The sequence below is a fragment of the Cellulomonas sp. ES6 genome (assembly GCF_030053835.1).
In the GTDB taxonomy this organism is placed as follows: Bacteria; Actinomycetota; Actinomycetes; order Actinomycetales; family Cellulomonadaceae; genus Cellulomonas.
In genome coordinates this window covers 2,669,821-2,696,582 of record NZ_CP125655.1, presented here as the reverse complement: position 1 = coordinate 2,696,582, position 26,762 = coordinate 2,669,821, and the positions used below count along the sequence as shown (strand labels likewise).

Here is a 26,762-nt window from a genome sequence, read left to right as displayed (position 1 = left end):
GGGTGTCACCATGACGGCGACGGCGGGACGGGCTGCTGGTCGGTGGCGGCGGACGGCGACGGCTCGCCGTCCGCGTCAGGAGCCGCGAGGGCACGACGGCCCCGGCGGGTCCCGGACTGGAAGCTCGACAGGCGGTCACGCAGCCCGTCGGCGTCCCGCGCGGCCGCCCGGCCCGGCTCGGGCGCGGACAGCTCGGGGGCTGCCGGGATCGAGGTCGGCACGCGGCGCGTCAGCGACTCCGCGGCCGGCCGCGCGTCGATCTTCGGCCGGTACGCGGACAGCTGGCTCAGCTCGCTCAACGCCTGCTCCTGGATGTCGGCTCGCAGGGCGAGCATCGCGGCGGCCTCCGGGTCCATGCCGCCCGGCTGGCGGGCGCCCTCGGCGCCGGCAGCCGGCTCGGACGCCGTCGCCTGCGCGGGGGCCGGCCAGGACGTGGCCTGCGGGCCGCCCGGGCCCTGCGGCGACCAGGCCGACGCCCAGGTGCTGATGTCCCGCGGCGGGCGGCGCTCGCCGGCGGGTGCCGCGGCCGGCTCGGGGGCGGGCGGCGGGACCGCGCCGGGAGTCCGGCGCCGGAGCGGTCCGGCGTCGTCGGCCGGGGGGGCGACCGACCACGCGGCCTCGCCGTCGGCGTCGGACTGCGCCACGGCGGGCGCCAGGGCGGACAGCGGCGGGACGAGGTCGGCGGAGCCGGCGGACAGGTCGGGCGCCGGCACGGGCCCGGCCGGGGCGAACGGCTCGGGCACCCCCGGGGCGGGCAGCACCGCGTCGTGCCCGTCGGCGACGGGCGCCGGCGGGGCGAGGAACGGGTCGACGGGGAACGCACCGACGGGCGCCGCGGCGTCCGGGGCCGGCGTGTCGAGCGGGTGCCAGCCCGCGGCGGGCAGCCACGCGGCGCCACCCGGGGCGGGTGCTGCGCCGGGCGCGGCCCCCGTGGGGTCGCCGGGCTGCGGTGCCGGGGGGTGCGGTGCCGGGAGCTGCGGGGCGGGGAGCTGCGCGGCGGTGGGCTCCGGGGCGGTGGGCTCCGGGGCGGCGTGCGCGCCGCGGGCGGACCGCCGGGCGAGGGCCGCCGGGGACGCGGCCGGTGCGGAGAGCGCCGGCGCTGCCGGCGCCGGCACGGCCGGGGACGCGGCAGGGGCGGGCGCGGCAGCAGCGGGCGCGGCCGGGGCGGCGGGGGTGCCTCCCGCCGGCGGCGCAGCGAGAAGAACGAGCGCCGGGCGCGCTGCCGGCGCGGCCGCTCGGCGGGCGGGGCCGGGTCGTCGCCGCGCACGAGCTCCGCGAAGTCGGGGAGGGCAGGCGGCGCGGCGGGCGGCTCGGCGGGCGGCTCGGCGGCGGGCACCGGCCCGGCCGCAGGGGCGCCGCCGTCCGGGACGAACGCACCCGGCAGGAACGCACCCGGCACCGCGCCGTCCACCGCGGGCTCGCCCGGCGGGAGGGCAACCGGCGCGAACGGGCTCGGCGCGAACGGGCTCGGCGCGACCGCGTCCGGCGCGACCGCGTCCGGCGCGACCGCGTCCGACGCCACCGGGTCCGGCGTGGTCGGCGGGAACGGCTCCGGCGCGACCGGCCCCGGCACGCCGGGACCCGCTCCGGGGGCCACGGCGTCCCCGGGCTCCCCCGACCGCCAGGCGGTCTCGACGTCCCACGCGGCGCCGGGCACGTCGCCCTCGCCCGACGCCCACGCGGCGCCGGGCACGTCGTCCCGGGCCGGCGTCGTCGCGGGGGTGGTGCCCTGCGGCGGGAGGACCTGCGTCTCGTCGGACCAGCGCGACGGGTCCGGCGGCGCGAACGCCGTCCCGGCCCAGACCTGCGACTCGAGCGCGGGGTCGTCGGGCACGAGGCCGGGGACCACGAGCGGCTCCGGCTCCGGGGGGGCGGCGGCAGCGGGCTCGTCCGCCACCGCGGGGGTGTCGGGCAGCGGCCACGCGGACGCCGCACCGTCGCCCTCCGGCACGTCCGTGAGCCACCCGGGGACCGGGGCCTCCCGGAGGGACGGCTCCTCGGCGGGCGCCGCGGTCGCGCCGGGCAGGGGTCCGTCCGGGCCGGGACCGGCGGCGACCGGCGCACCGCCGGCGGCGAGCGCGTCGCGTCCGCGGAAGCCGGCGAACAGGCCGCCGCGCGGGGCCGCGGGCGTCCGCTCCGCGGCCGTCGGGTCCTCGCCGGCGCCGGGGGTCTCGGTGGCCCCCGCGGGGCCGCGGGTCGGCAGCGCCGCACCGCGGCTGGGGAGCGCGGCCGGCCCCCCGCCCGGTGCGACCATCGGCGTCCAGCCGCCCGCCTCGGCGGCCACCTCGGGGGACAGGGTCGCCTCGGCGGGCGCGGGCAGCACCACGTCCTGCTCGGCCGGCGCCCCGTCGGGCGACGCCCCGGGCGTGCGGCGGCGCGGCAGTCCCGTCGGCGTGGCGCCGTCCGTCAGCGCGGCGAGGTCGACGGGCACGGCGACGGGCGGTTCGGCGGCGGGCAGCGCGCCCGTCCCGGGGCCGGAGGCGCGCTGCGGCCCGGCGAGCCCGCCGGCGAGCGCCGGGTCGTGGGCCGTGAACAGCGCGACGGGGAACTCGACGACGGCGAGGGTGCCGGACGACGCGGTCGACCGGGCCCGCTCCAGCCGGACGCGCGCGCCGAGGCGCTGCGACAGCCGGGCGACCACGTACAGGCCGAGCCGCTGGGCGCCGAGCGCCTCGGTGGGCGACGTCGACCGGATGGTGGCGTTCGCCGCGGACAGCTCGTCGGGGGCCATGCCGAGGCCCTGGTCGGCGATGCGCACCACCACGTGGTCGTCCTCGACGGCCGTGGCGACCTGCACCGGCGTGCCGGGCTCCGAGAACAGGGTGGCGTTCTCGAGCAGCTCCGCGAGCAGGTGCGCGGCGGCCAGGGCGTTGAAGCCGTGCATCAGGGGGTCGGCGCCGAGGTCGAGCTGCACGCGGTCGTACTGCTCGATCTCGGACGACGCGGTGCGGACCACGTCCGACAGCGGCATCGCCTCGCGCAGGCGGCGGCCGGAGTCGATGCCGGCGAGCACGAGCAGCGACTCGGCGTTGCGGCGCATGCGGGTGGCGAGGTGGTCGAGCCGGAACAGGTTCGCCAGCGTCGCCGGGTCCTCCTCCGAGCGCTCGAGGGAGTCGATGAACGCGAGCTGGCGACCGAGCAGCACCTGGTCGCGGCGGGCGACGTTGACGAACATCTCCGCGATCGACCCGCGCAGCGCCGCCTGCTCGCGGGCGACCTCGATGGTGGTGGCGTTGACGTCGTTGAAGGCCTGCGCGAGCCGCCCGACCTCGTCCCGCGACTCCACGGGCAGGTTCGCCAGCGTCAGGTCGGGGGTCTCACCGGGCACCGCCACCTGCTCGACGAGGCGCGGCAGCTCCTCGCGGACCTGACCGGCCGCGACGGTGAGGCGCCGCAGCGGGACGACGATGCCGCGGGAGACGACGAGCGCGATGAGGATGGACAGCGCCGCCGCGACGGCCGCGACGCCGCCGGTGATGAGGGCCTGCTCCTGGGCCTGCGTCGCGATGGTGTCGGCGCGGTCGCCCGCGGCGGCCAGCACGTCCGACGCCACGGGGCGCAGCACCGCGAGCTCGGCGTTCACCAGCGAGTTCCACCGGGTGGGGTCGACCTCGGCGATCGTCTCGGGGTTGCCGGACTCCAGGGCGAGCTGCATCGCCGTGAGGTCGGCGTCGCGCGAGGCGAGCTGCAGGCCGGGCAGGCGCAGGGTGTTCGTGATCGACCGCGCCTCGTCGCGCGCCTGGTCCTGCACGGCGAACAGGGAGGCGAGCTCGCGCACCTGTGCGCCGTCGGCGCCGTCGGTCGCGATCACGTCGGCGGCGACCGGCTGGGCGCGCAGCACCTGCTCGATCGTGTCGGCGACCGCGCCGAACGCCGACATGCGGCTCGCCAGGGACCGCTCGGAGAGCGTCTCCGCCACCGTGACGGGCACCTGGTTGTCCGCCCGGACGATGTCGGTGTAGTTGCTGTCGACCAGCGACGGCGGGATGGAGCCGGCGTCCACGCGGTCGCGGATCTCGATGAGGCGGGTGTGCTGGTTGCTGGCGTTCGTCACCGCGTCGGCCACGCGGGCGTCCAGCGCCGACAGGTCGACCGACCGCAGCGCGACGCCCAGGGCCGCGATCGCGTCGTCCGTCGCGGAGCGCGACACGGTGAGGTTGCCGCCGAGCGCGCTGTCGCTGGCCTCCTGCACGGACAGGGTGCGCTCCTGCTGCAGCGCCTGGGCCGCGCGGGAGTACTGCGGCAGGGTGGCCACGATGTCGCGGACGGTCGCCGCGGTGCGGGCCTCGTCGACGGACTGCGCGGCGATGTACCCCGCGGCGAGCAGCAGGACGAGCACGGGCACCGCGAGGACCGCCAGCACCTTGGCGCGGATGCCGAGCCTGCGCAGCATGTCGACCTGCCTCCCGAGTCCCTGGTCGCCCGCGGGGGCCCGTGGCGGCGCCCCCCGTCCGACATGCATCGGCGCGCCGGGGCCCGGACATGAGCGCTCCGCGTGGATTCTTCCCGGCCGGGGGCTCGGGAGGCGTGCCCGGGTCGTCCGGACGGGTGACCGGTGCCGCCGACCGCGGCGGTCACCCGGCCCGTGCGTAGCCTGGGCGGGTGCGCGTCGTCGAGGTCGTCCGTCCGGGTGGTCCGGAGCAGCTCGCGGTCGCGGACCGCCCCGACCCGGTGCCCGGCCCGGGCGAGGTGCTGGTCCGCACCGCCGCCGCGGGCGTGAACCGCGCGGACGTCCTGCAGCGGCAGGGGCACTACCCGCCGCCCGCCGGCGCGCCCGACTGGCCGGGGCTCGAGATCTCCGGCGAGGTCGCCGGTCACGGCCCGGGCGTCGACGCCGCCGCCTGGCCGCTCGGCGCCCGGGTCGCCGCCCTGCTGCCCGGTGGCGGGTACGCCACGGCCGCGGCGGTGAACGCCGGCCTGCTGCTGCCCGTGCCGGACGGGATCGACCTCGTCGACGCCGCCGGGCTGCCGGAGGCGGTGTGCACCGCCTGGTCGAACCTCGTGGACGCGGGGCGGCTGCGCGCCGGCGACACGCTGCTGGTGCAGGGCGGCTCCGGGGGCGTCGGGTCGGTGGCGGTCCAGCTCGGGGCGGCGCTCGGGGCGCACGTCGTGGCCACGGCGGGCGGGCCCGGGCGCGCGGCCCGCTGCCGGGAGCTCGGCGCCCGCACGGTCGTCGACCACCGCACCGCCGACGTCGCCGCCGCGGTCCGGGAGGCCACGGACGGCCACGGCGCGGACGTCGTGCTGGACGTGCTCGGCGCCGGCGGCCTCGCGACGAACCTCGCGGCGCTCGCGACGGGCGGGCGCCTGGTCGTCATCGGCACGCAGCGCGGGACGCGCGGGGAGATCGACCTGGGGCTGCTCCTCGCCCGGCGGGCCAGCGTCATCGGCACGACGCTGCGGTCCCGCCCGCTCGCCGAGCGGACCCGGATCGTCGCGGACGTCCGCGCGCACGCCTGGCCCCTGCTCGCGGACGGCCGGCTCCGGCCGGTGGTCCACGCCCGGCTGCCGCTGGAGCGGGCCGGGGACGCGCACCGGCTGCTCGACTCGGGCGAGGTCTTCGGCAAGGTCGTGCTCACGACCTGACGCCCCGGGCCGTCGCGTCCGGCCCCGGCCCGCCCGAGCGGGCCGGGGCAGGTGCCGCTCCGGGCCGCGCGCGAGAGGATGGTGGCATGAGCGAGCCCAGCACCCCCGGCCGGAACCCGCGCATCGTCGTGCTCGGCGGCGACGACCCCGGCACGGAGCGGGCACCCGGCGCGCCCGACGGCCCGTCCGGCGCGCCGCAGGACGCCGCCGAGGACCCGGCCGCCGTCGTCGGCGAGCCCGCGAAGGTGATGCGGATCGGCACGATGATCAAGCAGCTGCTCGAGGAGGTGCGCAGCGCCCCGCTCGACGAGGCGGCCCGCGCGCGCCTCGCCGAGGTGCACGAGCGGTCCCTGCACGAGCTGGAGGACGGCCTGTCCCCCGAGCTCATCGACGAGCTGCACCGCATCACGCTGCCGTTCGCCGACGAGCAGACCCCGAGCGACGCGGAGCTGCGGATCGCGCAGGCGCAGCTCGTGGGCTGGCTCGAGGGCCTGTTCCACGGCATCCAGACGGCGCTGGTCGCCCAGCAGATGGCCGCGCAGGCGCAGCTCACGCAGATGCGCCGCGCCCTGCCCGGGGGTCATGGCACGGGGGTGCCGGGTGCGCCCGGCGCCGCCGCGGGCCCGGGCGAGCAGGGACCCGGGCAGTACCTCTGACGCCCCCGCCGGTCGGGCGGCCTCGGTCGGTCACGCGGCGTCGGCCGGTCCGGGCTCCGGGGCGCGCCTGCGCGCGGTGAGCACGATCGCGACCGACACGCACGCCAGCCCGACGACCTCCCACCCGTGCGGCCACTGCCGCAGCGCGACCGCCCCGACCACGGCCGCCGTCGCCGGCAGCATCGCCAGCAGGACCGCGAACGTCGCGGCGGTGACCCGGCGCAGCACCACCTGCTCGATCGCGTAGGGCACGACGGACGACAGCACCGCGATCCCGAGCACCGCGAGCGCGAGGCGCGCGTCGTGCAGGACGGGCGCCGCCGGTGCGGCGAGGAACGGGGCGCCGACCAGCGCACCCGTGGTCATGCCGACGGCCAGCGAGGTGATCCCGTCGGGCCGCGCGGGCGCGGTGCCGGCGTCCCCGTCCGCCAGGGACCGCCGCCGGCGCGCACTGCCCTGCGCCACGCGCCGCCCGAGCAGGATGTACCCGGCCCAGCACGCCGCGGCCAGGCCGATGGCGACGAGCCCGCGCAGGCTGTCCTCCCCGCCGCCGCGCAGCTCCACGCCGGCGAGCGCCACGACACCGGCCGCGGCCACGACGATGCCGAGCCGCTCCCGCCACGTCCGCCCGGTGACGGCCGCGACCGCGACCGGGCCGATGAACTCGATCGCCACGGCGGTGCCCAGCGGCAGCACGTCGATCGCCACGTAGAACGTCACGTTCATGGCCGCGAGCACCACCCCGAACAGCGCGGCCGCACCGAGGTCCCCGCGGGTCCAGCGGGCGCGCCACGGCCGGCGCCACGCGAGCAGCACGAGCGCCGCGACCGCGATCCGCAGCCACGCCACCGTCGGGGACGGGACGACGGCGAACAGCGCCACCGCCAGGGCGGCGCCGCCGTACTGCGCGAGGCCGGAGACGAGGAACAGCGCGGGCGCCGGGACCCGCGCGAGCGCCCCGCCGCCACCACCGCCCGCGCCGGCGCCACCGCCCGGTCCGCCGTCCGCCCGCGACCCCGGCGCGGCCGGCTCCCCGGGTGCCGAGGGCGTCCCCTCCGTCGTCGCGCGCATCGACGTCGCACTCTACGCACCGCGCGGGCAGCACGACGCCCCGGTGCCACGTGCGCACCGGGGCGTCGGCCGGTCAGCCCTTCACGGACCCCGCGAGCAGGCCGCGCACGAAGTACCGCTGCAGCGAGATGAACACGATCAGCGGCACGACCATCGAGATGAACGCGCCGGCCGTGAGCACGTGCCAGTCGCCGCCGCGGGTGCCCGCCATCTCGGCGACCGCCACGGTCAGCGGCCGCGACGTCGGGTTGGCGAACGTCAGACCGACCAGCAGGTCGTTCCACACCCACAGGAACTGGAAGATGCCGAACGCCGCGATGGCCGGCACCAGGAGCGGCAGGAGCACCCGGAAGAAGATCTTCACGTGGCCCGCGCCGTCGACCCGCGCCGCCTCGACGAGCGACGACGGGATCTCCTTCATGAAGTTGTGGAGCAGGAAGATCGCCAGGGGCAGCGCGAAGATCGAGTGCGACAGCCACACCGTCCAGAACGACCCCTCGACGCCGACGCTCACGTAGTCCCGCAGCAGCGGCACCAGCGCCACCTGGAGCGGGACGATCTGGAGCGCGAAGACGGCGACGAACAGGAACTCGCGGCCCTTGAAGTCGATCCACGCGAACGCGTACGCCGCGAGCAGCGCGATGGTGATCGGGATGACCACCGCGGGGATCGTGATGACGAACGAGTTGACGAAGTACGTCGCCAGGTTCGCGCCGGAGCCGAACAGCGCCTGGTCGTAGTTGTCGAGCGTGAACTCGGACTCGCCGCTGAACAGCCCGCCGAACACCGTCCACCAGCCGGAGCGGCGGATGTCGAGCTCGGGCCGGAACGACGTGACGAGCAGGCCGATCGAGGGGATCGTCCACAGGATCGCGATGAGGATCGCCGCGAACGAGGCCCAGGGGGACGACAGCTTGCCCTTGGTGGCGATGGCCCGGCGCTCGAGGCGGCTGAGCCGGCGCGCGCCGACGGACGTCGAGCCGGTCCCGGAGGCCGCCTCGTCGAGCGCGGCGGCCGTCGGGACCACGGGGGGCGGGGGTGTGGACGTCATCGGATCTCCTCCGCCTTCCGCAGCTGCCGCACGTTGTAGATCACGATCGGGATCACCAGGATGAACAGGATCACCGCGAGCGCGGCACCCAGGCCCTGGTTGTTCTGCCGGAAGGACTGCGTGTAGAACTCGTTCGCGATGACCTGCGTGTTGAACTGCCCGCCGGTCATGGTGCGGACGATGTCGAAGACCTTGAGCGTGCCGATGGCGATGGTGGTCAGCACGACGACCATCGCGGGTCGGATGGACGGCACCGTGATGTAGCGGAACATCCGCATGCCGCCGAGCCCGTCGAGGCGCGCGGCCTCGACGATGTCGTCCGGGATCGCCTTGATGGCCGCGGAGAGCACGGTCATCGCGAAACCGGTCTGGATCCACACCATCACGACGATGAGGAACATGGTGTTCCACGGCGAGTTGATGAGGAACTGCTGGGGTTCGAGGCCGATCCACACCAGCACCTGGTTGAGCAGACCCGTCTGCTTGACCCCGGGCTGGTTCGGCTTGAACTCGTAGACGAACTTCCAGATGATCGACGCGCCCACCATCGAGATCGCCATCGGCACGAACACGAGCGCCTTGGCGAGCTTCTCGAACCGCGTCCGGTCCACCAGCACCGCGTACACCAGGCCGATGCCGGTGGACAGCAGCGGCACCAGGACCACCCACATCGCGGTGTTGACCAGGACGCTCTGGAACTGCCCCTCGGTCAGGGCGCGCTGGTAGTTGTCGAGCCCGATGAACTCGTTGCCGCGCTTGTCGAAGAACGAGTTCCAGAACGTGATGAGCGCCGGCCGCACCAGCCCGAAGGCCAGCAGCAGCAGCGCCGGGCCTGCGAACGCCGTGGCCACCACCCAGCGCGGGATCCTCTTGGGGCGGTCCACCAGGAAGAGGATCGCCCCCATCACGACGACGAACAGGACGATGGCGAACCCCATGAGGGCGAACTTCTCGCCAGGCGTCGATGCTTGCGTCAGCCAGTCCATGTGCCCCTCCGAGCCACGTCGGCCTGCCCGGCCGGCGGGGGCGTACCCCCGGCCGGCCGAGCAGGCCGCTTGCCGATCAGGTGATGTCGACCGTGCAGGTCAGGACGACGGCCAGGAGGCCTCGATCGCGTCCGTGACCTCCTCGGTGGAGGAGCCCGTCAGCCAGTTGACGATGCCGGTCCAGAAGGTGCCGGCACCGACCTCGCCGGGCATCAGGTCGGACGCGTCGAACCGGATGACGGCGTCGGGGTCGGAGAGGATCTCGGCCGACAGCTTGTCGAAGTCGGTGGCGAGGTTCTCGGTGTCGAGCCCGTTGTTCGCGCTGACCCAGCCGCCCATCGGGGTGGCCTTGGCCTTGGCGTTGGCCCAGTCCGCGGAGGACAGGTAGGTCTGGAACGCCTGGACCTCGGGACGGTCGTTGAAGGCCGCCACGAACTCGCCGCCGCCGAGCACCGGCTTGATGTCGGTCTGGTTGGTCGGCAGGTAGAACGCGTAGACGTCACCGTCCGGCGCGACCTCGGTGCCCTCCGGCCACTGCGTGGCGTAGAAGTTCGCCGCGCGGTGCATCCAGCAGGTGCCGTCGAGGATCGGGAAGCCCGCGTCCGTCCACGGGGTGGTGGCGATGGAGTCCACGCCGCCGAGGCCCGCGTTCACGTAGTCTGGGTTCTTGAGGATCTCGCCGACCGTGTCGAAGGCCTCGTTGACCTGCGGGTCGTTGAACGGGATCTCGTGGGTGTACCACTGGTCGTAGACGTCGGGGCCCGCGGTGCGGAGCATGACGTCCTCGACCCAGTCGGTGCCCGGCCAGCCGGTGGCGTCGCCGGACTCCACGCCCGCGCACCACGGCATGGCGCCGTCGTCGACGATCTGCTGGGACAGGTCCATCATGTCGTCCCAGGTCTCCGGGATGTCGTACCCGGCGTCCTCGAACATCGCCGGCGAGTACCAGACGAACGACTTCGCGTTGGCGCCGAGCGGGGCGGCGTAGAACGTGCCGTCGACCGACCCGTAGTCCTTCCACGACTCGGAGAAGAACTCGTCCACGTTGGCCGCGGTCGCGTCGGGCGCCGGGACGATCGCGTCCGGGAAGTCCTGGACGATCGTCTTCAGCAGGCCGGGCTGCGGCAGGTACGCGATGTCCGGGGCGTTGCCGGCCTGGATGCGGACGAGCAGCTGGGCCTCGAACTCGCGGGAGCCCTCGTACTCCACCGTGACGCCGGTGCACTCCTCGAACGGGGTGTACGAGTCCTCCTGGGTCTTCTGCTCGGGCTCGACGATCGACGTGTAGACGGTCACCGTGGTGCCGTCGAGGTCGCCGAACTCGTCGTAGGCGGAGCAGTCGATCTCGGACGACGCGCCGGTGTCCCCGCCGCCGCCCCCCGTGCTCTCGTCGCCCGAGTCACCCCCGGAACATGCCGTCAGCGCGAGCGCGAACCCGAGCCCGCCGGCGACGACGACGCCTGCCCGGCGTCGACGAATCCTGGTCATGCTGTGCCTCCACCTCGTCGTGGTTGCCGACCGCGGCGGGTACGCCCGGTCCGTGCCCCCTATGCAAGCGTTTACATGGCTGGCGCACAACCGGTTCCGGGCTACGGACCGGTCACGATTTGGTCACGCACCCGGGCGGTGGACCCGCGCTCCACCAGCGTCGTCGGGAACAGCACCTCCCGCGGCACCGGCGCGCCGGTGATCATCTCGAGCAGCATCGAGGCCGCGGTGACGCCCTGGTCGTGCGCGTTCTGCGCCATCGTCGTCAGGTCGAGGTGCTCGGCCATCTCGTGCCCGTCGACCCCGACCACCGACACGTCGCCGGGCACCCGCAGGCCCCGGTCGCGCAGCGCGAGGATCGCGCCCATCGCCATCTCGTCCGACGCCGCGAACACCGCCGTGACGTCCGGGCGGCGGTCGAGCAGGGCGTGCATCGACGCCCGCCCGCCCGCCACGTCGAAGTGCCCGTGCACCTCCAGCCCCTCGACCGGGAGGCCGCGGGCGGCCATCTCGGCGCGCCAGCCGGCCGCGCGCCGCACCGCCGGGGACCAGGGCAGGCAGTCGTCGGGCTCGCCCGACAGGTGCGCGATCGTCCGGTGCCCGAGGTCCGCCAGGTGCGCGACCGCCGTGCGCGCGGTCGCCACGTCGTCCAGCCCGACCGTGACGCGGCCCGGCGCGCCCGCGCCCACGAACACCAGCGGGTAGCCGAGGCCCTCGAGCGCCGCGACCTCCTCGGCCTCGAGGGGCAGGCCGACCACGAGCACCCCGTCCACCCGCCGCCGCAGCACGTCCGGGTCAACGCGCAGCCGCCGCACGTCGCGGCTCAGCTCGAACGTGTACAGCAGGGCGTCGAAGTCCTCGACCCGCAGCGCCCGCTCCGCGCCCTCGATGACGTGGGCGAAGAACCAGTGCGCGACCCAGGGCGTGATCAGGCCGATGGTGCGGGTGCGGCCCGACGCGAGCGACGAGGCCGACGGCGACGGCACGTAGCCGAGCTCGTCGGCGGCCCGGCGGACCCGCTCGCGCGTGGCGGCGGTGACGTTCGGCAGGCCCCGCAGGGCGCGCGACACGGTCGCGGTGGACACCCCGGCTGCCCGGGCCACGTCGACGATGCCGTGCGCCATGGCGGGGATTGTGCTCCGCGCGGCTGGGCCGGGTCCACCGGGGGAGCCCGTGGGAGCGCTACCGCTTTTCGCGGCCCCCGGGACGGCGCGCACGCCTCCCGCGGGCACCGGCCGCCGCCGTCAGCGGCCGATGCTGCGCAGCACCGCGACGACGCCGTCGTCCGCGATCGTGCCGGTGACCTCGTCCGCCGCCTGCCGCACCGCGTCGGGCGCGTGACCCATGGCCACCCCGCGCGCCGCCCAGCGCAGCATCTCGACGTCGTTGCCGCCGTCGCCCACCGCGACCGTCGCGAACGGCTCCACGCCGAGCCGCCGCCGCAGCTCCTCCAGCGTGCTGCCCTTGGACACCCCGCCCGGCGTCAGGTCCAGCCACGCGCTCCAGCCGACCGCGTAGGACACCTGGTGCAGGCCGACCCGCTCCACGAGCGCGTGGAACTCCTCGGGCGTGCTGCCGGGGTCGCGGATGACCACGCGCGTCGCCGGGCTCGCGCACAGCTCCTCGAACGTCGACACGCGCTGCTCCCCCGTCAGCTCGCCGTCCGGGAACGGCCGGGACACCAGGAACCCGCGGCCCAGGTCCTCCACCGCGAAGAACGCGTCGGGCAGCTCCATCTGCAGCACCCGCAGCACCGGCTCGGGGTCGAACGTCGTGAGCTCGACGACCTCGTAGCCCTCCGGCCGCTCCGGGGCGACCCGCGCCAGCACCGCGCCGTTCGAGCACACCAGCCAGCCGTCGTCGATGCCGAGGTCGCGCGCCACCGGCACGGTCGCCAGGACCGCGCGGCCCGTCGCGAGCACCACGTGGGCGCCCGCCTCGCGCAGCGACGCCACGCACGCGCGCACCTCGTCCGAGACCACGCCGTCGTAGGTCATGAGCGTGCCGTCGACGTCGAGGGCGACCAGGGTCCCGGCCACGGTGCGCGGGTGGCTCATCGCGATCCGCCCCCCGCCGCCGCGGCGGCCCGCACCGGCTCCAGGACCTCCAGGCCCCCGAGGTACGGGCGCAGCCCCTCCGGCACCCGGACCGAGCCGTCCGCCTGCTGGTGGTTCTCGAGGATCGCGACGATCCACCGCGTGGTCGCGAGCGTGCCGTTGAGCGTCGCGACGGGGCGGACCTCGCCGTCCGCCGTGCGCTCCCGCACGCCCAGCCGGCGGGCCTGGAACGTCGTGCAGTTGGACGTGCTCGTCAGCTCCAGGTAGCGCTCCTGGCTCGGCAGCCACGCCTCGCAGTCGAACTTGCGCGCGGCGCTCGACCCGAGGTCGCCCGCGGCGGTGTCGATGACCCGGTACGGCAGCTCGGCGAGCGCGAGCATCTCCTCCTCCCAGCCGAGGATGCGCCGGTGCTCGGCCGCCGCGTCCTCGACCGTCGTGTAGGAGAACGCCTCCACCTTGTGGAACTGGTGCACGCGGATGATGCCGCGGGTGTCCTTGCCGTACGAGCCGGCCTCGCGGCGGTAGCACGCCGACCAGCCGGCGTAGCGGCGCGGCCCCGCCGACAGGTCGAGGATCTCGCCCGAGTGGTAGCCCGCGAGCGCCACCTCGCTGGTGCCCACCAGGTACAGGTCGTCGGCCTCGAGGCGGTAGATCTCGTCCGCGTGCGCCCCGAGGAACCCGGTCCCGGCCATGATCTCCGGCTTGACCAGGGTCGGCGTGATGACCGGGGTGAAGCCCACGGCCAGCGCCCGGTCCACGGCGGCGTTCAGCAGCGCGAGCTCCAGGCGGGCGCCGATCCCCGTGAGGTAGTAGAACCGCGCGCCGGAGACCTTCGCGCCGCGCTCGGTGTCGATCGCGGCGAGCCCCTCGCCCAGCTCCAGGTGGTCGCGGACCGCGAAGTCCGGCCCGTACTCCGCGGCGAAGTCGCGCGGGGTGCCCTCGTGCCGCAGCACCACGTAGTCGTCCTCGCCGCCGGCGGGCACGCCCTCCTCGACGACGTTGCCGATCCGCCGCGCGAGCTCCGTGGCGAGCGCGTCGGCCGCCTCCGCGTCCGCCTGCAGGGCCTTGACCTGCTCCGCGAGCGTCTTCGCGCGGGCGAGCAGCGCCTGCTTCTCGTCGCCCTGCGCGGAGGCGACCTGCTTGCCGAGGGACTTCTGCTCGGCCCGCAGCGTCTCGAAGTCGGTGAGCGCGGCACGGCGGCGGGCGTCGGCGTCGAGCACCTGGTCGACCAGACCGGGGTCGTCGCCGCGGGTCACCTGGCTCGCACGCACGACGTCCGGGTCCTGGCGCAGCAGCTTCAGATCGATCACACGGCGAGCCTACCGACCGCCGGCGCACGCGGGACCGGACCGGTCGACGCCCGCCGTGGGCAGGACCGGCCGCCGAGCCGTAGATTCCTCGCATGACCTGGGAAGCCTGGCTGTCCGTCACCGCCCTCGTGCTGTCGGTGGTGGCCGCCGGGGTCGCGGTCGCCGCGTGGCGGGGCGCCGCCGCGCGCGGTGCGGGGCGCGCGGCCACGGCGCCCGGCGCCGCGGGGCCGGCCGGGCCGGGGAGCCGGCGGCCGCTGGTCGCGTTCGTCGCCAACCCGTCCAAGCCCGGCGTGCCCGACCTGCGCGCGACCGTGCGCCGGGTGTGCGCGGAGCAGTACCTGCCGGAGCCGCTCTGGCTCGAGACCACCCCGGAGGACCCGGGCATCGGCCAGACCCGGGACGCCGTCGCCCGCGGCGCGGACGTCGTGGTGGCCCTGGGCGGCGACGGCACCGTGCGCGCGGTCGCCGAGGCGCTCGTCGGGACCGGCGTCCCGATGGGCCTGGTGCCCGTCGGCACCGGCAACCTGCTCGCCCGCAACCTGGACATCCCGATCGGCGACCCGCTGGCGGCCCTGCAGATCGCGCTCGAGGGCACGGACCGGACGATCGACGTCGGCTGGCTCCGCGTCATCCGGTACGAGTCCCAGGTGGACGACGACATCGCGGAGGCCGCCGACGACCTGCCGGCGGACACCGACGTCCCCCGCGACCACATCTTCCTGGTCATCGCCGGGGTCGGCTTCGACGCGGCGATGGTCGCCGACGCGGACGACGAGCTGAAGGCGAAGGTCGGCTGGATCGCGTACTTCGTCGCCGGCATCAAGCACCTGCACGGCCGCCGGCTGCGCACCGTGCTCCGGCTCGACGACGCCCCGCCGGCCAACGCCCGCGTCCGCTCCCTGCTGATCGGCAACTGCGGGCGCCTGCCCGGCGGCATCACGCTGCTCCCGGACGCCGAGCTCGACGACGGCTGGCTCGACGTCGCCGCCATCGACACCCGCGGCGGCGTCGCCGGCTGGGCGCAGCTGTTCGGCGAGGTGGTGCTGCAGGGCGTCGGCGTGCGCAGCCAGCTCCCCGCCAAGATCGGCCGCATCGACCACACCCGCGCCCGTGAGGTGCACCTCACGGTGGCCGGCGGCGAGTACGTGCAGGTGGACGGCGACGTGCTCGGCCACGTCACCGAGCTGTCCGCTCGGGTCGACCCGGGTGCGCTCGTCGTGCGGGTCGCCCGGGCCTGACCCCGCAGGGGTCAGACGCTCGTGCCGTCCCGCACCGACCGCAGCCACTCCCGGGCCCCGCGGAAGTCGGCGTCCGCCGTGCCGAGGTGCACGTCCGCCGCCTGCCCGTCCGCCCGCGGGTAGGAGCCGAGGTACCGCACCTGCGGGCACACCCGGTGCAGGCCCATGAACGCCTCGCCCATCCGCTCCTCGGCGATGTGGCCCTCCGCGTCGATGGAGAACGAGTACCGCCCCAGCGAGTCGCCGATCGGGCGGGACTCGATGCGGGACAGGTTCACGCCGCGCGCGGCGAACTGCTCCAGCATCGTCAGCAGCGCGCCGGCCTCGTTGGACGGCAGGTGCACGACGAGGGTCGTCTTGTCCGCGCCGGTCGGCGCCGGCACCTCACCGGGCGCGCCGACGACCACGAACCGCGTCGCGGCGTGCGGGTTGTCCGCGACGCCGTCCGCGAGCACGGGCAGCCCGTAGTGCGCGGGGGCGGCCGGCGGCACGAGCGCGGCGTCGAAGCCGAGCGCGTCGCCGTCGCCCGCCTGCGCGAGCAGCGCCGCCGGCGCCGTGTTCGACGTCGCGGGCACGTGGACGACCCCCGGCAGGTGCGCCGCGAGCCACCGGCGGCACTGCACCCACGCGTGCGGGTGGGCCGCGACGCGCCGCACGTCCGCCAGGGAGGTGCCGGGCCGCGCGACGAGCGAGAAGCCGACCTGGACGAGCACCTCGCGCTGCAGCACCAGCGGGCTCCCCACCGCGAGCGCGTCGAGCGTCGCCGTGACCCCGCCCTCGACCGTGCTCTCGATCGCGACCACCGCGTGGTCGGCGTCCCCGGAGCGCACCGCCTCGATGGCCGAGACGACGTCGGGCTGCGGGAGGTAGACGGCCTCCTGCGGGCTCGCGACCTGCCGCAGCGCCACCTCGGTGAAGGTGCCCGCGGGGCCCAGGTAGGCGTAGCGGGGACGACCGGGCATGGGGACCTCCGGGTCGGGCGGTGGCGGTGCGGCGGGACGGACGGGACGAGCGGTCGCGCGGGGCGCGTGAGGACGGCGTGAGCACGCTGTGGGGCGCGCGTGCACGTGCCGTCCGGGCACGCCCGGGCGACCCGGCCGAGCGTAGTGCGCCCGTACGCTGGGCCGGTGCCGCCGTCCACACCCGTTCCCGCACCGCCCGCCGCCCGGACGTCCCGGCGGACGCGCGGCGCACGGGTGGCGGCGCTGCTCGCCGCGCTGCTGGTCCTGACCCTCGGGTGGTCCGCGACCCCGGCGGCGGCCGGCACCGCCGCGACGGCCGCCGCCGTCCCCGACGAGGTCGACGGCCCCGTCGTCCTCGTCGGCGCGACCGGCCTGCGGTGGGACGACCTCGGCTCGCTGACGACGCCCGCGCTGTGGCAGCTCTCCCGGGAGGGGTCGCTCGGCACGACCGTCGTGCGGTCCGTGTGGTCGTACACCTGCCCGAGCGCGGGGTGGCTCGCCGTGTCCGCGGGCGGCCGCGCGGACGACCTCCGCGTGCCCGACGGCACGTGCCGGACCCTGCGCGACCCGCTGGCGAACGGCGCCGTCCCGGGGTGGGCGGACTACGTCGCCGCGACGGACGCGTCCTCGTACTCCTCGCGCCTCGGGCTGCTGGGGGACACGCTCGCGGACGCCGGGGTCCCGGCCGTCGGCATCGGCCCCGGCGCGGCGATCGCCCTGGCCGGGTCGGACGGCACGCCGGTGGGGACGCACGTGCGCAAGCCGGCGGACGCCCAGGCGCTCGAGGCCGCCGTCGCCGTCGCGCTGGCCGACGCCCGGCTGGTCGTCGTGGACGTGGGGACGGTCCGCGACCCGGGCTACCAGACCCGCGGCCGCGTCGAGTCCGACGGCACCGCCGACCCGGACGCCGAGCAGGAGGTCCCGGACCTCTCGGGGACGGACGTCGTCACGGCACCGACCCGCGCCGAGCAGGTGCAGGAGATCGACGCCCGCGTCGGCGCCGTCCTGGCGGCGGCCCGGCGCGCGGACCCGGACGCGACCGTGCTCGTGGCGTCCGTCGCGGACTCCAGCCGGCGGGCGCACCTGCAGCTCGCGGCCGCCACCGGGCCGGGCTACGACGGCGGGACGATCGGCGCGCCGTCCACGCGGCAGACCGGGTACCTGCAGACGACCGACATCACGCCGACGCTGCTCGACGCGCTCGGGATCCGCGACCGGGCGCCGTCGGGCGCGCTCGTCGGGTCGACCATCCGGCAGACGCCCGACGACGCGCCGGCCGGGGAGCGCGTCGCGTACCTCATCGACCAGAACCGGCACGCGCAGGCCGCCAAGCCGCTCGTCGGCGGGTTCTACGTGTTCTGGGTCGGGATGAACCTCGCCCTGTACCTGCTCGTGATGGTCGGCCTGAACCACCGGGTGCGCACCGCCTGGTCCCGGCTGCTCCACCGGCTGTGGCCGCGCTGGGTCGCCGGCTCGGCCCACCCCGCGCGCGTGCTGCACGGCCTGCGCGTGGGCGCCGTCGTCGTGGCGGCGGTCCCGGTCTCGACGTTCCTGGCGAACCTGCTGCCCTGGTGGCGCTCGGCGACCCCCGGGTGGGCGCTGGCCGGTGCCGTCGCGCTGTTCGCCGCCGCCGTGACCGCCCTGGCGCTGCTGCCCCCGTGGTGGGGCGGGCGGCTGCTCGGCCCGCTCGGCGTGGTCAGCGGCGTGACGGCCGCGGTGCTGGCCCTCGACGTCGCGACCGGCGCGCGCCTCGCCCTGGACTCGATGATGGGGCCGGGGTCGCTCGTCGCCGGGCGGTTCTACGGCTTCGGCAACCCGGCGTTCGCCCTGTTCGCGACGGCGATGATCCTGACGGCGGTGGCGCTCGCGGACCCGCTGCTGCGCGCGGGCCGCCGGGGCCTGGCCGTCGGCGTGGTCGCCGCCACGGGCCTGGTCGCGACCGTCGTCAACGGCCTGCCGTCCCTCGGGGCCGACTTCGGCGGGCCGCCGGCGCTGGTCCCGGGCTTCCTGATCCTGGGGCTGCTCACCGCGGGCCTGCGGCTCAGCTGGCGCCGGGTGGTGGCGGTGCTCGGCGCGGGCGCCGTGACGGTCGTCGGCATCGCGGTGGTGGACTGGATGCGGCCCCCGGACGACCGGACCCACCTCGGGCGGTTCATCGAGACCGTGCTCGACGGCGGGCTGACCACGGTGCTGGCCCGCAAGGCCGAGACCAACCTGCGCATCCTGTTCGGCAGCGAGCAGACCCTGCTGGCGATCGGCGGCCTGCTGCTCGTCGTGCTGCTGGTCGGCCGCCCCGCGCGCTCGGCGGTGCGCGCGGACGACGGGGGCCCGTACGCCTGGCTGTCCGCGGGCGCCCCGCTGCGGCGGCTGGCCACGGACGCGCCGGTGCTGCTCAAGGGCCTCACGGCGCTGGCCGTCACGCTCGGCATCGGCTTCGCCCTGAACGACTCCGGCGTGGTGGTGCCGGCCACCGGCATCGGCCTGGCCGTCCCGCTGCTGGCCGCGACGTGCGCGACGTGGATGCTCTCGCTGCAGCCGCCCGCCGCCGGGCGCGCGGGCGGCGACGCCGCGGGTCAGAGGCCGCCCGGCACCCCGGCAACGGCGTCCGCGGCGCCCTCGGCGGCGAGCGCCGCCGCGGGGACCGGCTCGTCGACGGCGGCCGGCGGCCGCACCGCGTCGGCGAACGTGCAGGGACGCCCGAACAGGTAGCCCTGCACGAGGTCGCAGCCGAGCTCCCGCAGCGCGACGTGCTGGGTGCGGTCCTCGACGCCCTCGGCGATGACGTCGGCGCCGAGCGACCGGCCGAGCGCGACCACCGCCTCCACCACGCCCGCCGCGCGGGGCCCGACCGGCCCGGAGCCGCCGAGGCCGTGCACGAACGACTGGTCGATCTTCAGCAGGGTGACCGGGTAGTCGTGCAGGCGGGACAGGGAGGAGTACCCGGTCCCGAAGTCGTCGACGGCCACCCCGACGCCGAGCTCGCGCAGCGCGCGCAGCATCGGCACCACGCGCGTGTCGTCGGCCAGCGCGCCCTCGGTCACCTCGATGCCGAGCCACGCCGCGGGGGCGTCGTGCGCCGCGAGCAGGTCGACGACGAGCGTGACCAGGTCCGGGCGGTCCTTCTGGCCGACGAACTGCCGCGGGGAGACGTTGACCCACACCCGCAGGTCCGCGCCGGTGCCGCGGTTGTGCGCGACGACCTCGCCGAGCGCGCGGTCCAGCGCCCACGCGCCGAGCTCGCCGATCAGGCCGGTCTCCTCCGCCACCGGGATGAACTCCGCCGGGGGCACGGGACCGCGGGACCGGCTGGTCCACCGCATGAGCGCCTCGACGCCCTCGACCCGGCCGTGCACGAGGTTGACCTCCGCCTGGTACACGAGGGCCATCTCCCCCTCCGCGACCGCGCGGCGCAGGTCGGCCGCCATGGTGAGCCGCTGCCGCGCGCGGTCGGCGGCCTGCTCCTCGTACCACTCGTGGCAGCCGCCGCCGGCGGCCTTCGCCCGGTACATCGCCACGTCCGCGCACCGCAGCAGCTCGTCCCAGGGCATGGTCCCCGGCGGGGCGTGGACGACGCCGACGCTGCACCCGACGGCGAACTCCTCGTCGTGCAGCGCGAACGGCTCGTCGAACGCGGCGACGATGCGCGACGCCACGGCGTCCGCGACCCCGGGCGTGGCGTCCGGCAGCAGCACCACGAACTCGTCGCCACCGACCCGGGCGGGCGTGGCGCGGTGCGGCAGGCCCGCGGCGACCCGGGCGGCCGCGCGGCGCAGCAGCTCGTCGCCCACCACGTGCCCGTAGGAGTCGTTGACGAGCTTGAACCGGTCCAGGTCCAGCAGCAGCAGAGCGGTGCCGACGCGCGACGTGGCGAGCGCCGCCACGGCCCGCTCGCGGGCGACGTCCCGGTTCGCCAGCCCGGTGAGCGGGTCGTGGGTGGCGGCGTGCGTGAGCCGGTCCTGGGCGTCGCGGAACCGGGTGACGTCGCGCGCGACGACCAGCACCGAGTCGACGGTCCCCGCCGGCCCGCGCTCCGGGACGGCGCGGATCTCGTACCAGCTGCCCTGGTGCTCCGCGGACATGCTGATGAGGCGGCGGGGGTCGTGCTCGACGTCGGCGCCCGGGTCGGAGGCGATCGCGAGCATGTGGTTCGCGAGCGCGCGCACGGCGTCCATCACCGGGGAGCGGGACGCGAGCTCGGCCGCCCGCAGCCCGATGTCGTCCTCCGTGAGCTGCGCGGCCCGGCGCATGGCCACGTTCGCGAACCGCAGCCGGGCCTCGACGTCCACGCGGGCGATCGCGTCCGGGGTGTTGCGGGTGATCGACTCCAGGTCGCGCGTCCGGTCCGCGAGCGCCCGCGTCCGCTCGGCGGCGAGCTCGACGGCGCGGTTCTCCGCCGCGGCGCGCGACGTCAGCAGCCCCACGACGAGGGCGGTGAGCACCGTCCCGGCGAGCAGCGGGAACCACGTCAGCGGCCCGGGCACGTCGGACTGCGCCGCGACCAGCGTCCAGGTGCGGCCGGCGACGGGCACGTCCCGCGTGCGCACCACCGGGGCCCGGACCGCGGCGGCGCCCGCACCGGCGGGCAGCGCCCCCAGCAGCTGGTCGCCGTCCAGCACCGCGGTGGGGTCCTCCGGCTCGTCGAGGAGGGCGAGGAGGGGGTCGAACCGCACGGTCGTCACCGTCCACCCGAGCAGGCGACGGACCCGCTCCCCGCGCGACCGGGGAGCGTCCGGGCCGTCGAACACCGGCGCGACGGCAGCCGTCTCCATGCCCCCGACGGCCCCGGCGCGGGCGACCAGCCCCGCGTCCGCCCCGTCGTAGGCGGCGCCGACGTCGGCGGTGTACGGCTCGGACACGACGACGTCCCCGAGGTCGCGGGACGCGACGAGCGCCTCCTCGAGGGCGCGCACGGCGACGGGGTCCGCGGTGCGCCCGGCCACGAGCTCGTCGACCAGCGAGGCCGGCCCGAGGCGCACGACCTGGGCGGCCGCCACCGCTCCGGGCGGCAGCTCCGTCCCGCCGCCGACGAGGTCGACGAGCCCCGCGCGGTCCGCCGGGTCCGCAGGGGCCGGGATCCAGGCGACCCCGCCGATCGTCTCGGTCCTGCCGGTCGGGCCGACGAACACCCGCAGGTGCGACTCCCAGGCGTCGGCGGTCGCCGTCCACGCGTCGTCGGGGCCGGGCGTGAGCATCAGCGCCGACGTCCGCGCGAGGCGCAGCTGCATGTCCCACCGCGCCACCAGCGCCTCGGCGGTGACGGCCAGCCGGGCGCGGGCCTCGTCCGCCGCGTGGTCGCGCCGCTGGTGCCCGTCGAACGCCGAGACCGCGAGGGACAGCACCAGCCCGACCGGCACGGCCACCGCGACGATCACGCGCACGCGGGTGCGGGCACGTCGGCGCTCGTCGAGCGGCATGCCCACCTCCTTCGCGTCCTGCGTCCCCCTCCCATCGGCCGGCACGCACCCCCGCGCGACCACGGCGCAGCAGATTCACCCGATGCGCGGCGGTTCGTCCCGCCCCGCGAGCCGCGCCACGGCGGCGCGCGCCTCTCACCTACACTCGCCAGCGTGATCTTCAAGTCGGTGGGCGAGGGCAGGCCCTATCCCGACCACGGGCTCGTGACGCCCAAGCAGTGGGCGGACGTGCCGCCGCGGCAGGTGCGGCTCGACGAGCTGGTCACGACCAAGCGCACCCTGAACCTCGACAACCTGCTGTCCGAGGACTCCACGTTCTACGGCGACCTGTTCGCCCACGTCGTGCAGTGGCGCGGCGTGCTCTACCTGGAGGACGGCCTGCACCGGGCGGTGCGCGCCGCGCTGCAGCAGCGGCCCGTGCTGCACGCGCGCGTCCTGGTGATCGAGACCGATGAGCACTGACCGCACCCCCGACGCCGCCCGGCAGCGACGCCGCCGGCACACCCGTGAGCGCCAGGCCGTCGTGTTCGGCGTGCTGCTGGCCGGCCTCGGCGTCGCCGCCGCCGGCGCGGGCGCCGTCTACACGGGCAACCTCGAGCTGCCGTTCCTGACGCGGGACTTCTCGTCCCCGGAGCCGACCGGCCTGGCCGTCGCGGACTCGCCCTGCCCGCCGGAGGGCGCCACGCCGGTGCCCTACGGGCAGATCACCGTGAACGTGTACAACAGCACGAACCGCGTCGGGCTGGCCGGCGACACCGGCGACGCGCTCGAGTCCCGCGGCTTCGTCATCGGCGCCGAGGCGAACGCCCGCGGCGCCGGCTACGCCACGTACCCGGACACGGCGCTCATCCAGTTCGGGTCGCAGGGCGTCGCCGCCGCCTACACCGTGGCCGCGCAGTTCGACTCCCCGCAGCTGGTGCTCGACACCCGCGAGGACGCCACGGTCGACGTGGTGGTCGGCGCCGCGTTCAACAACCTGGTCGCCGCCGCGGACGTCGTCCTGACGCCGGACCAGCCGTTTGCCGTGCCGGAGGGCTGCATCGCCCTGGACCAGGTCACGGCGCGGCCGCAGCCGACGCCGACCGCCCCGGCGACCACCGCGCCGCCCGCGGGCTGACCCCGCCGGCGCGGCGCGCGGCGGGAGCCCCCACGGGCCCGCGCCGCGCGCCGGTGGTCAGCGCGTCCGGCCCTCGAGCTCCGTGCCGCCCGGGACGGAGGCCGGCGACGCGGGCTCCTGGCTCGTGCCGCGCCACCGGGCCACGGCCCGCATGACGTGGTAGACGCCGATCGCCGCGGCCGTGCCCAGCGCGATGCCGGCGAACTGCAGGTCGCCCGCCGTCCAGGTGAAGTTCGCGATGCCGATGACCAGCGCGACGGCGGCGGTCGTGAGGTTCACCGGGTCGGAGAAGTCGACCTTGTTCTGCACCCAGATCCGGGCGCCGAGCACGCCGATCATGCCGTAGAGGACCGTCGTGGCCCCGCCGAGCACCCCGGGCGGGATGGTGTTGATGAGCTCGCCGAACTTGGGCGACAGGCTGAGGACCAGCGCGGTGGCGGCGGCCACCCAGTACGCGGCCGTCGAGTACACCTTGGTGGCCGCCATGACGCCGATGTTCTCGGCGTACGTGGTGGTGCCCGAGCCGCCGCCGAGGCCCGCGAACGTGGTGGCCAGGCCGTCGGCGAACAGGGCGCGGCCGGTCAGGTGGTCGAGGTTGCGGTCCGTCATCGCGGCGACCGACTTCACGTGCCCGACGTTCTCGGCGATCAGCACGAAGACGACCGGGAGGAACAGGCCGAGCAGGTGCGGCTCGAACGTCGGCGTCACGAAGTCCGGCAGGCCGAACCAGGCGGCGTCACCCACGGCGGCGAAGTCGACCTCGCCGCGCACCCAGGCGACGACGTACCCGACGACCACGCCGACGAGGATGGACAGCCGGCCGAGGATGCCCCGGAACAGCACGGCCGCGAGGACGATCGCGCCGAGGGTCGCGAGCGCCGTCACGGGGGCGGCGCGGAACCCGCTGCACACGCCCTCCGCGTCGCACGACCCCCACGCCGTGGGGGCGAGGTTGAAGCCGATGAGCGCGACGACGGTGCCGGTGACCACCGGGGGCATCACGACGTCGATCCACCGGGACCCCGCGAGGTGCACCACCAGGCCGACCGCCGCGAGCAGCACGCCGGTCACGAGGATGCCGCCGACCGCGGCGGACTGGCCGCCCGAGGCGGTCGCCGCGACGATCGGGCCGATGAACGCGAAGCTCGACCCGAGGTAGGACGGCAGCCGGTTGCCCGTGACCAGCAGGAACGTCACGGTGCCGATCGCCGAGAACAGCAGCGTCGTCGCCGGCGAGAAGCCGGTCAGCAGCGGCACCAGGAACGTCGCGCCGAACATCGCGACGACGTGCTGCATGCCGATCCCGATGGTCCGGGGCCAGCTCAACCGCTCCTCCGGGGCGACGACCGCCCCCGGGGCGACGCTCCTGCCGTCGCCGTGCACCCGCCACCCGAACGCGCTCACGCGGTCCCGCCTCCTCGCTGCCCGGCCCGGTCCGTCCGGGCGCGCCGGACCGCAGGCTAGCGGCTCGGTCCCCGGGCCCGTCGGGACGGTCCGCCGCGTAGGGTGTCCCGCGCCCGGACTCACACGCGGAGGTGCGCCATCGACCGCCTGCTGCGCTCCCGCGCTGCGCTGTGGACCGCGTTCGTCGCGGTGCACGCCTGGATCGGGTACGTCGGGACCGTCCTCATCCCGACAAAGGCGTTCTGGGACGTCGACCTGTACCGCTGGTGGATGTGGCAGGGGCTGCACGAGGGCGTGTGGCCGGTGCTGAGCGGCGACTGGGTGTACCCGGCCGGCGCGGTGCTGCCGATGCTCGCGCCGGCGCTGGTGGTCGACGCCGTCGACACCCGCGCGTACGCCGTCGCGTGGACGGTGCTGATCGCGGCCGCCAACGCCGCGGCCGTCGGGGTGCTGCTGCGCGGGACGCGCGTGCCGGCCCGGGACGCGCGGCCGGGGGCGGACGGCGGCGTCGTCGGGGTGGTCACCGGCCCGCCGGGGCACGACCCCGCGGCGGGCGCGTGGTGGTGGCTGGCGTTCGTCCTGCTGCTCGGCCCCGTGGCGGTGGGCCGCCTCGACGCGGTGGTCGCGCCGGTGGTGGTCGTCGCGCTCACGCTCGCGCTGCGCCGGCCGGCGGTCGCCTCGGCCCTGCTGACGGCCGGCGCGTGGATCAAGGTCGCCCCCGGCGCCCTGCTGCTGCCGCTGGTGCTCGTGGTGCGGCGGCCGTGGCGCGACCTCGTGCTGCCGGCCGCGCTGGTGTGCGTCGCCGTGGCGACGGCCGTCGTCGCGGGCGGCGGGGCCGCGCACCTGACGTCGTTCCTCACCGAGCAGGGCGATCGGGGGCTCCAGGTCGAGGCGGTCGCGGCCACGCCGTGGGTGCTGGCCGGACTCGGGTCGCCGGACGTGCGCGTGGTGCTCAACCAGGCGATCACCACGTGGGAGATCACCGGCCCCGGCACGGCCGCCGTGGCCGGGGCGCTCGGCCTGCTGCTGCCGCTGGCCCTCGCGGCCGTCACCGCGCTGCTCGCGTGGGTGCGGCTGCGCGCCGGGGACCGGCTGGACACCGCGGGGTTCCTCGCCCGCGGTGCGCTGCTGGTGGCCGTGACGCTGATCGTGGCGAACAAGGTCGGGTCGCCGCAGTTCGTGGGGTGGCTGGCCGGTCCCGTGGTCGTCGGCCTGGCCCGGCCCGGCGCGGCGGGCGCGCGCGCCTGGCGGCTGCCCGCGGCGCTGGTGCTCGTCGTGGCGGCCCTCACCCAGTGGGTGTTCCCCGTGACCTACGACGGGATCACGGCGCAGCAGGCCGGGCCGTCGCTCCTGCTGGTGCTGCGCAACGTGCTGCTGGTGGTCCTCGCGGTCGTGGTGGCGCGGGACGTCGTCCGCACGGGACGGGCCCCGGCCACCACGACCGCGCGGGTCAGCGCACCTGCGGCATGACCTGCGAGGCCACCAGCTCCAGGTGGTCCAGGTCGTGCAGGTCGAGCACCTGGAGGTAGACCCGGCTCACGCCCAGGTCCGCGAGCGCGCCGAGCCGGTCGACGACCGCGGTGGGCGTGCCGGCGACGCCGACCTCGCGGAGCTCCTTCGGGTCGCGCCCGATCGCGGCGGCCCGGCGGTCCACCTCCGCGTCGTCCCGGCCGACCGCCACCACGAGCGCGGCCGACATCGTCAGCGACTGCGGGTCGCGGCCGATCGCCCGGCAGGCCTCGCGCACGGTCTCGAGCCTCTCGCCCACCTGGTCCAGCGGCGGGAAGGACAGGTTGAACTCGCTCGCGAACCGGGCCGCGAGCGCCGGCGTCCGCTTCGGGCCCAGGCCGCCGACGATCACCGGCACGCCCGCGCGCGACGGGTCGAGGGGCGAGCGCTGGACCGGCTTCGGCAGCGCCGGGCTGTCCGTCAGCGTGTAGTGCTCGCCGGCGTAGGAGAACCGCTCCCCCACGGGCGTCCCCCACAGGCCGGTCACGACCTCGAGCTGCTCGGTGAACGGGCCGAAGCGCCTGGCCGGGAACGGGATGCCGTACGCGGCGTGCTCCTGCGCGAACCACCCGGCGCCCAGGCCGAGCTCCACGCGGCCGCCCGACATCTGGTCGACCTGCGCCACCTGGATCGCCAGCACGCCCGGGTGCCGGAACGTCGCGGAGGTCACGAGCGTGCCGAGCCGGATGCGGCTGGTCTCGCGCGCCAGGCCGGCGAGCGTGGTCCACGCGTCCGTGGGGCCGGGCAGCCCGTCGCCGCCCATGCTCAGGTAGTGGTCGGAGCGGAAGAAGGCGTCGAAGCCCAGCTCCTCGGTGGCGCGCGCGACGGCGAGGATGTCGTCGTAGGAGGCGCCCTGCTGCGGTTCGGTGAAGATCCTCAGGTCCATGCCGCCGAGCCTTTCACGTCGTCCCGG

At 76.4% G+C, this 26,762-nt stretch carries 19 protein-coding genes; 6 read left to right on the top strand and 13 right to left on the bottom strand.

Annotation, left to right across the window (positions count from 1 at the left end; translation table 11 throughout):
• Window positions 1-5: 5 nt before the first annotated feature.
• Together P9841_RS12450 and P9841_RS12445 are read right to left on the bottom strand one after the other, a co-directional pair.
• Window positions 6-335: a hypothetical protein gene (locus P9841_RS12450; protein WP_283318991.1), complete on the bottom strand. Its 330-nt coding sequence runs from the start codon at window positions 333-335 to the stop codon at window positions 6-8.
• Window positions 296-4,393, bottom strand: a complete 4,098-nt coding sequence (locus tag P9841_RS12445) for a sensor histidine kinase (protein WP_283318990.1) — start codon at window positions 4,391-4,393, stop codon at window positions 296-298. The genes P9841_RS12450 and P9841_RS12445 overlap by 40 nt, the downstream gene beginning before the upstream one ends.
• A gap of 209 nt (window positions 4,394-4,602) precedes the next feature.
• Between P9841_RS12445 and P9841_RS12440 the strand changes: the two genes are divergently transcribed.
• Both P9841_RS12440 and P9841_RS12435 read left to right on the top strand, forming a co-directional pair.
• Window positions 4,603-5,586, top strand: coding sequence for an NAD(P)H-quinone oxidoreductase (locus P9841_RS12440; RefSeq protein ID WP_283318989.1), 984 nt, complete (start codon window positions 4,603-4,605; stop codon window positions 5,584-5,586).
• An 86-nt stretch (window positions 5,587-5,672) separates the two neighbouring features.
• The gene (locus P9841_RS12435) at window positions 5,673-6,242 is read left to right on the top strand and encodes a bacterial proteasome activator family protein (RefSeq protein ID WP_283318988.1); all 570 of its coding nucleotides are present in this window, start codon (window positions 5,673-5,675) and stop codon (window positions 6,240-6,242) included.
• 30 nt (window positions 6,243-6,272) lie between these two features.
• Here the strand turns inward: P9841_RS12435 and P9841_RS12430 are convergent, their stop codons facing one another.
• The 7 genes from P9841_RS12430 to serS all read right to left on the bottom strand — a co-directional run bounded on the left by P9841_RS12430 (window position 6,273) and on the right by serS (window position 14,205).
• A complete protein-coding gene (locus tag P9841_RS12430; protein WP_283318987.1) occupies window positions 6,273-7,313 on the bottom strand; it encodes an EamA family transporter in 1,041 nt (346 codons plus the stop codon).
• 73 nt (window positions 7,314-7,386) lie between these two features.
• Window positions 7,387-8,364: a carbohydrate ABC transporter permease gene (locus P9841_RS12425; RefSeq protein ID WP_283318986.1), complete on the bottom strand. Its 978-nt coding sequence runs from the start codon at window positions 8,362-8,364 to the stop codon at window positions 7,387-7,389.
• The gene (locus P9841_RS12420; protein ID WP_283318985.1) at window positions 8,361-9,350 is read right to left on the bottom strand and encodes a carbohydrate ABC transporter permease; all 990 of its coding nucleotides are present in this window, start codon (window positions 9,348-9,350) and stop codon (window positions 8,361-8,363) included. The genes P9841_RS12425 and P9841_RS12420 overlap by 4 nt, the downstream gene beginning before the upstream one ends.
• 99 nt (window positions 9,351-9,449) lie before the next feature.
• Complete coding sequence (locus P9841_RS12415; protein WP_283318984.1) at window positions 9,450-10,838, bottom strand: ABC transporter substrate-binding protein; 1,389 nt, start codon at window positions 10,836-10,838, stop codon at window positions 9,450-9,452.
• A gap of 101 nt (window positions 10,839-10,939) precedes the next feature.
• A complete protein-coding gene (locus P9841_RS12410) occupies window positions 10,940-11,962 on the bottom strand; it encodes a LacI family DNA-binding transcriptional regulator (RefSeq protein WP_283318983.1) in 1,023 nt (340 codons plus the stop codon).
• 120 nt (window positions 11,963-12,082) lie between these two features.
• On the bottom strand, window positions 12,083-12,895 hold the full coding sequence (locus P9841_RS12405; RefSeq protein ID WP_283318982.1) for an HAD family hydrolase: 813 nt from the start codon (window positions 12,893-12,895) through the stop codon (window positions 12,083-12,085).
• Window positions 12,892-14,205: a serine--tRNA ligase gene (gene serS, locus P9841_RS12400; protein WP_283318981.1), complete on the bottom strand. Its 1,314-nt coding sequence runs from the start codon at window positions 14,203-14,205 to the stop codon at window positions 12,892-12,894. The genes P9841_RS12405 and serS overlap by 4 nt, the downstream gene beginning before the upstream one ends.
• A gap of 92 nt (window positions 14,206-14,297) precedes the next feature.
• On the opposite strand from serS, the gene P9841_RS12395 reads away from it, so the two are divergent.
• Complete coding sequence (locus tag P9841_RS12395; protein WP_283318980.1) at window positions 14,298-15,443, top strand: diacylglycerol/lipid kinase family protein; 1,146 nt, start codon at window positions 14,298-14,300, stop codon at window positions 15,441-15,443.
• Window positions 15,444-15,454: 11 nt separating this feature from the next.
• Here P9841_RS12395 and pheA read toward each other — a convergent pair whose 3' ends face one another.
• Window positions 15,455-16,405, bottom strand: a complete 951-nt coding sequence (gene pheA, locus P9841_RS12390; RefSeq protein ID WP_283318979.1) for a prephenate dehydratase — start codon at window positions 16,403-16,405, stop codon at window positions 15,455-15,457.
• Between the two features lie 2,573 nt (window positions 16,406-18,978).
• Entirely contained in the window at window positions 18,979-21,819 is a 2,841-nt protein-coding gene (locus P9841_RS12385; protein WP_283318978.1) for a putative bifunctional diguanylate cyclase/phosphodiesterase, read from the bottom strand.
• A 153-nt stretch (window positions 21,820-21,972) separates the two neighbouring features.
• On the opposite strand from P9841_RS12385, the gene P9841_RS12380 reads away from it, so the two are divergent.
• A complete protein-coding gene (locus tag P9841_RS12380; protein WP_222170677.1) occupies window positions 21,973-22,281 on the top strand; it encodes a type II toxin-antitoxin system VapB family antitoxin in 309 nt (102 codons plus the stop codon).
• Window positions 22,271-22,936, top strand: a complete 666-nt coding sequence (locus P9841_RS12375; RefSeq protein ID WP_283318977.1) for a LytR C-terminal domain-containing protein — start codon at window positions 22,271-22,273, stop codon at window positions 22,934-22,936. Before P9841_RS12380 ends, P9841_RS12375 begins: the two co-directional genes overlap by 11 nt.
• Window positions 22,937-22,993: 57 nt before the next feature.
• On the opposite strand, the gene P9841_RS12370 is transcribed toward P9841_RS12375, so the two are convergent.
• A complete protein-coding gene (locus tag P9841_RS12370) occupies window positions 22,994-24,340 on the bottom strand; it encodes a uracil-xanthine permease family protein (RefSeq protein ID WP_283318976.1) in 1,347 nt (448 codons plus the stop codon).
• Window positions 24,341-24,529: 189 nt separating this feature from the next.
• Here P9841_RS12370 and P9841_RS12365 point away from each other — a divergent pair, with 189 nt between their 5' ends.
• Window positions 24,530-25,810 carry a glycosyltransferase 87 family protein gene (locus P9841_RS12365; protein WP_283318975.1) on the top strand — a complete coding sequence of 427 codons (1,281 nt, stop codon included), beginning with the start codon at window positions 24,530-24,532 and terminating at the stop codon, window positions 25,808-25,810.
• On the opposite strand, the gene P9841_RS12360 is transcribed toward P9841_RS12365, so the two are convergent.
• Window positions 25,791-26,735, bottom strand: a complete 945-nt coding sequence (locus P9841_RS12360) for an LLM class F420-dependent oxidoreductase (RefSeq protein ID WP_283318974.1) — start codon at window positions 26,733-26,735, stop codon at window positions 25,791-25,793. The two genes, P9841_RS12365 and P9841_RS12360, sit on opposite strands and share 20 nt — an antisense overlap.
• Window positions 26,736-26,762: the final 27 nt, after the last annotated feature.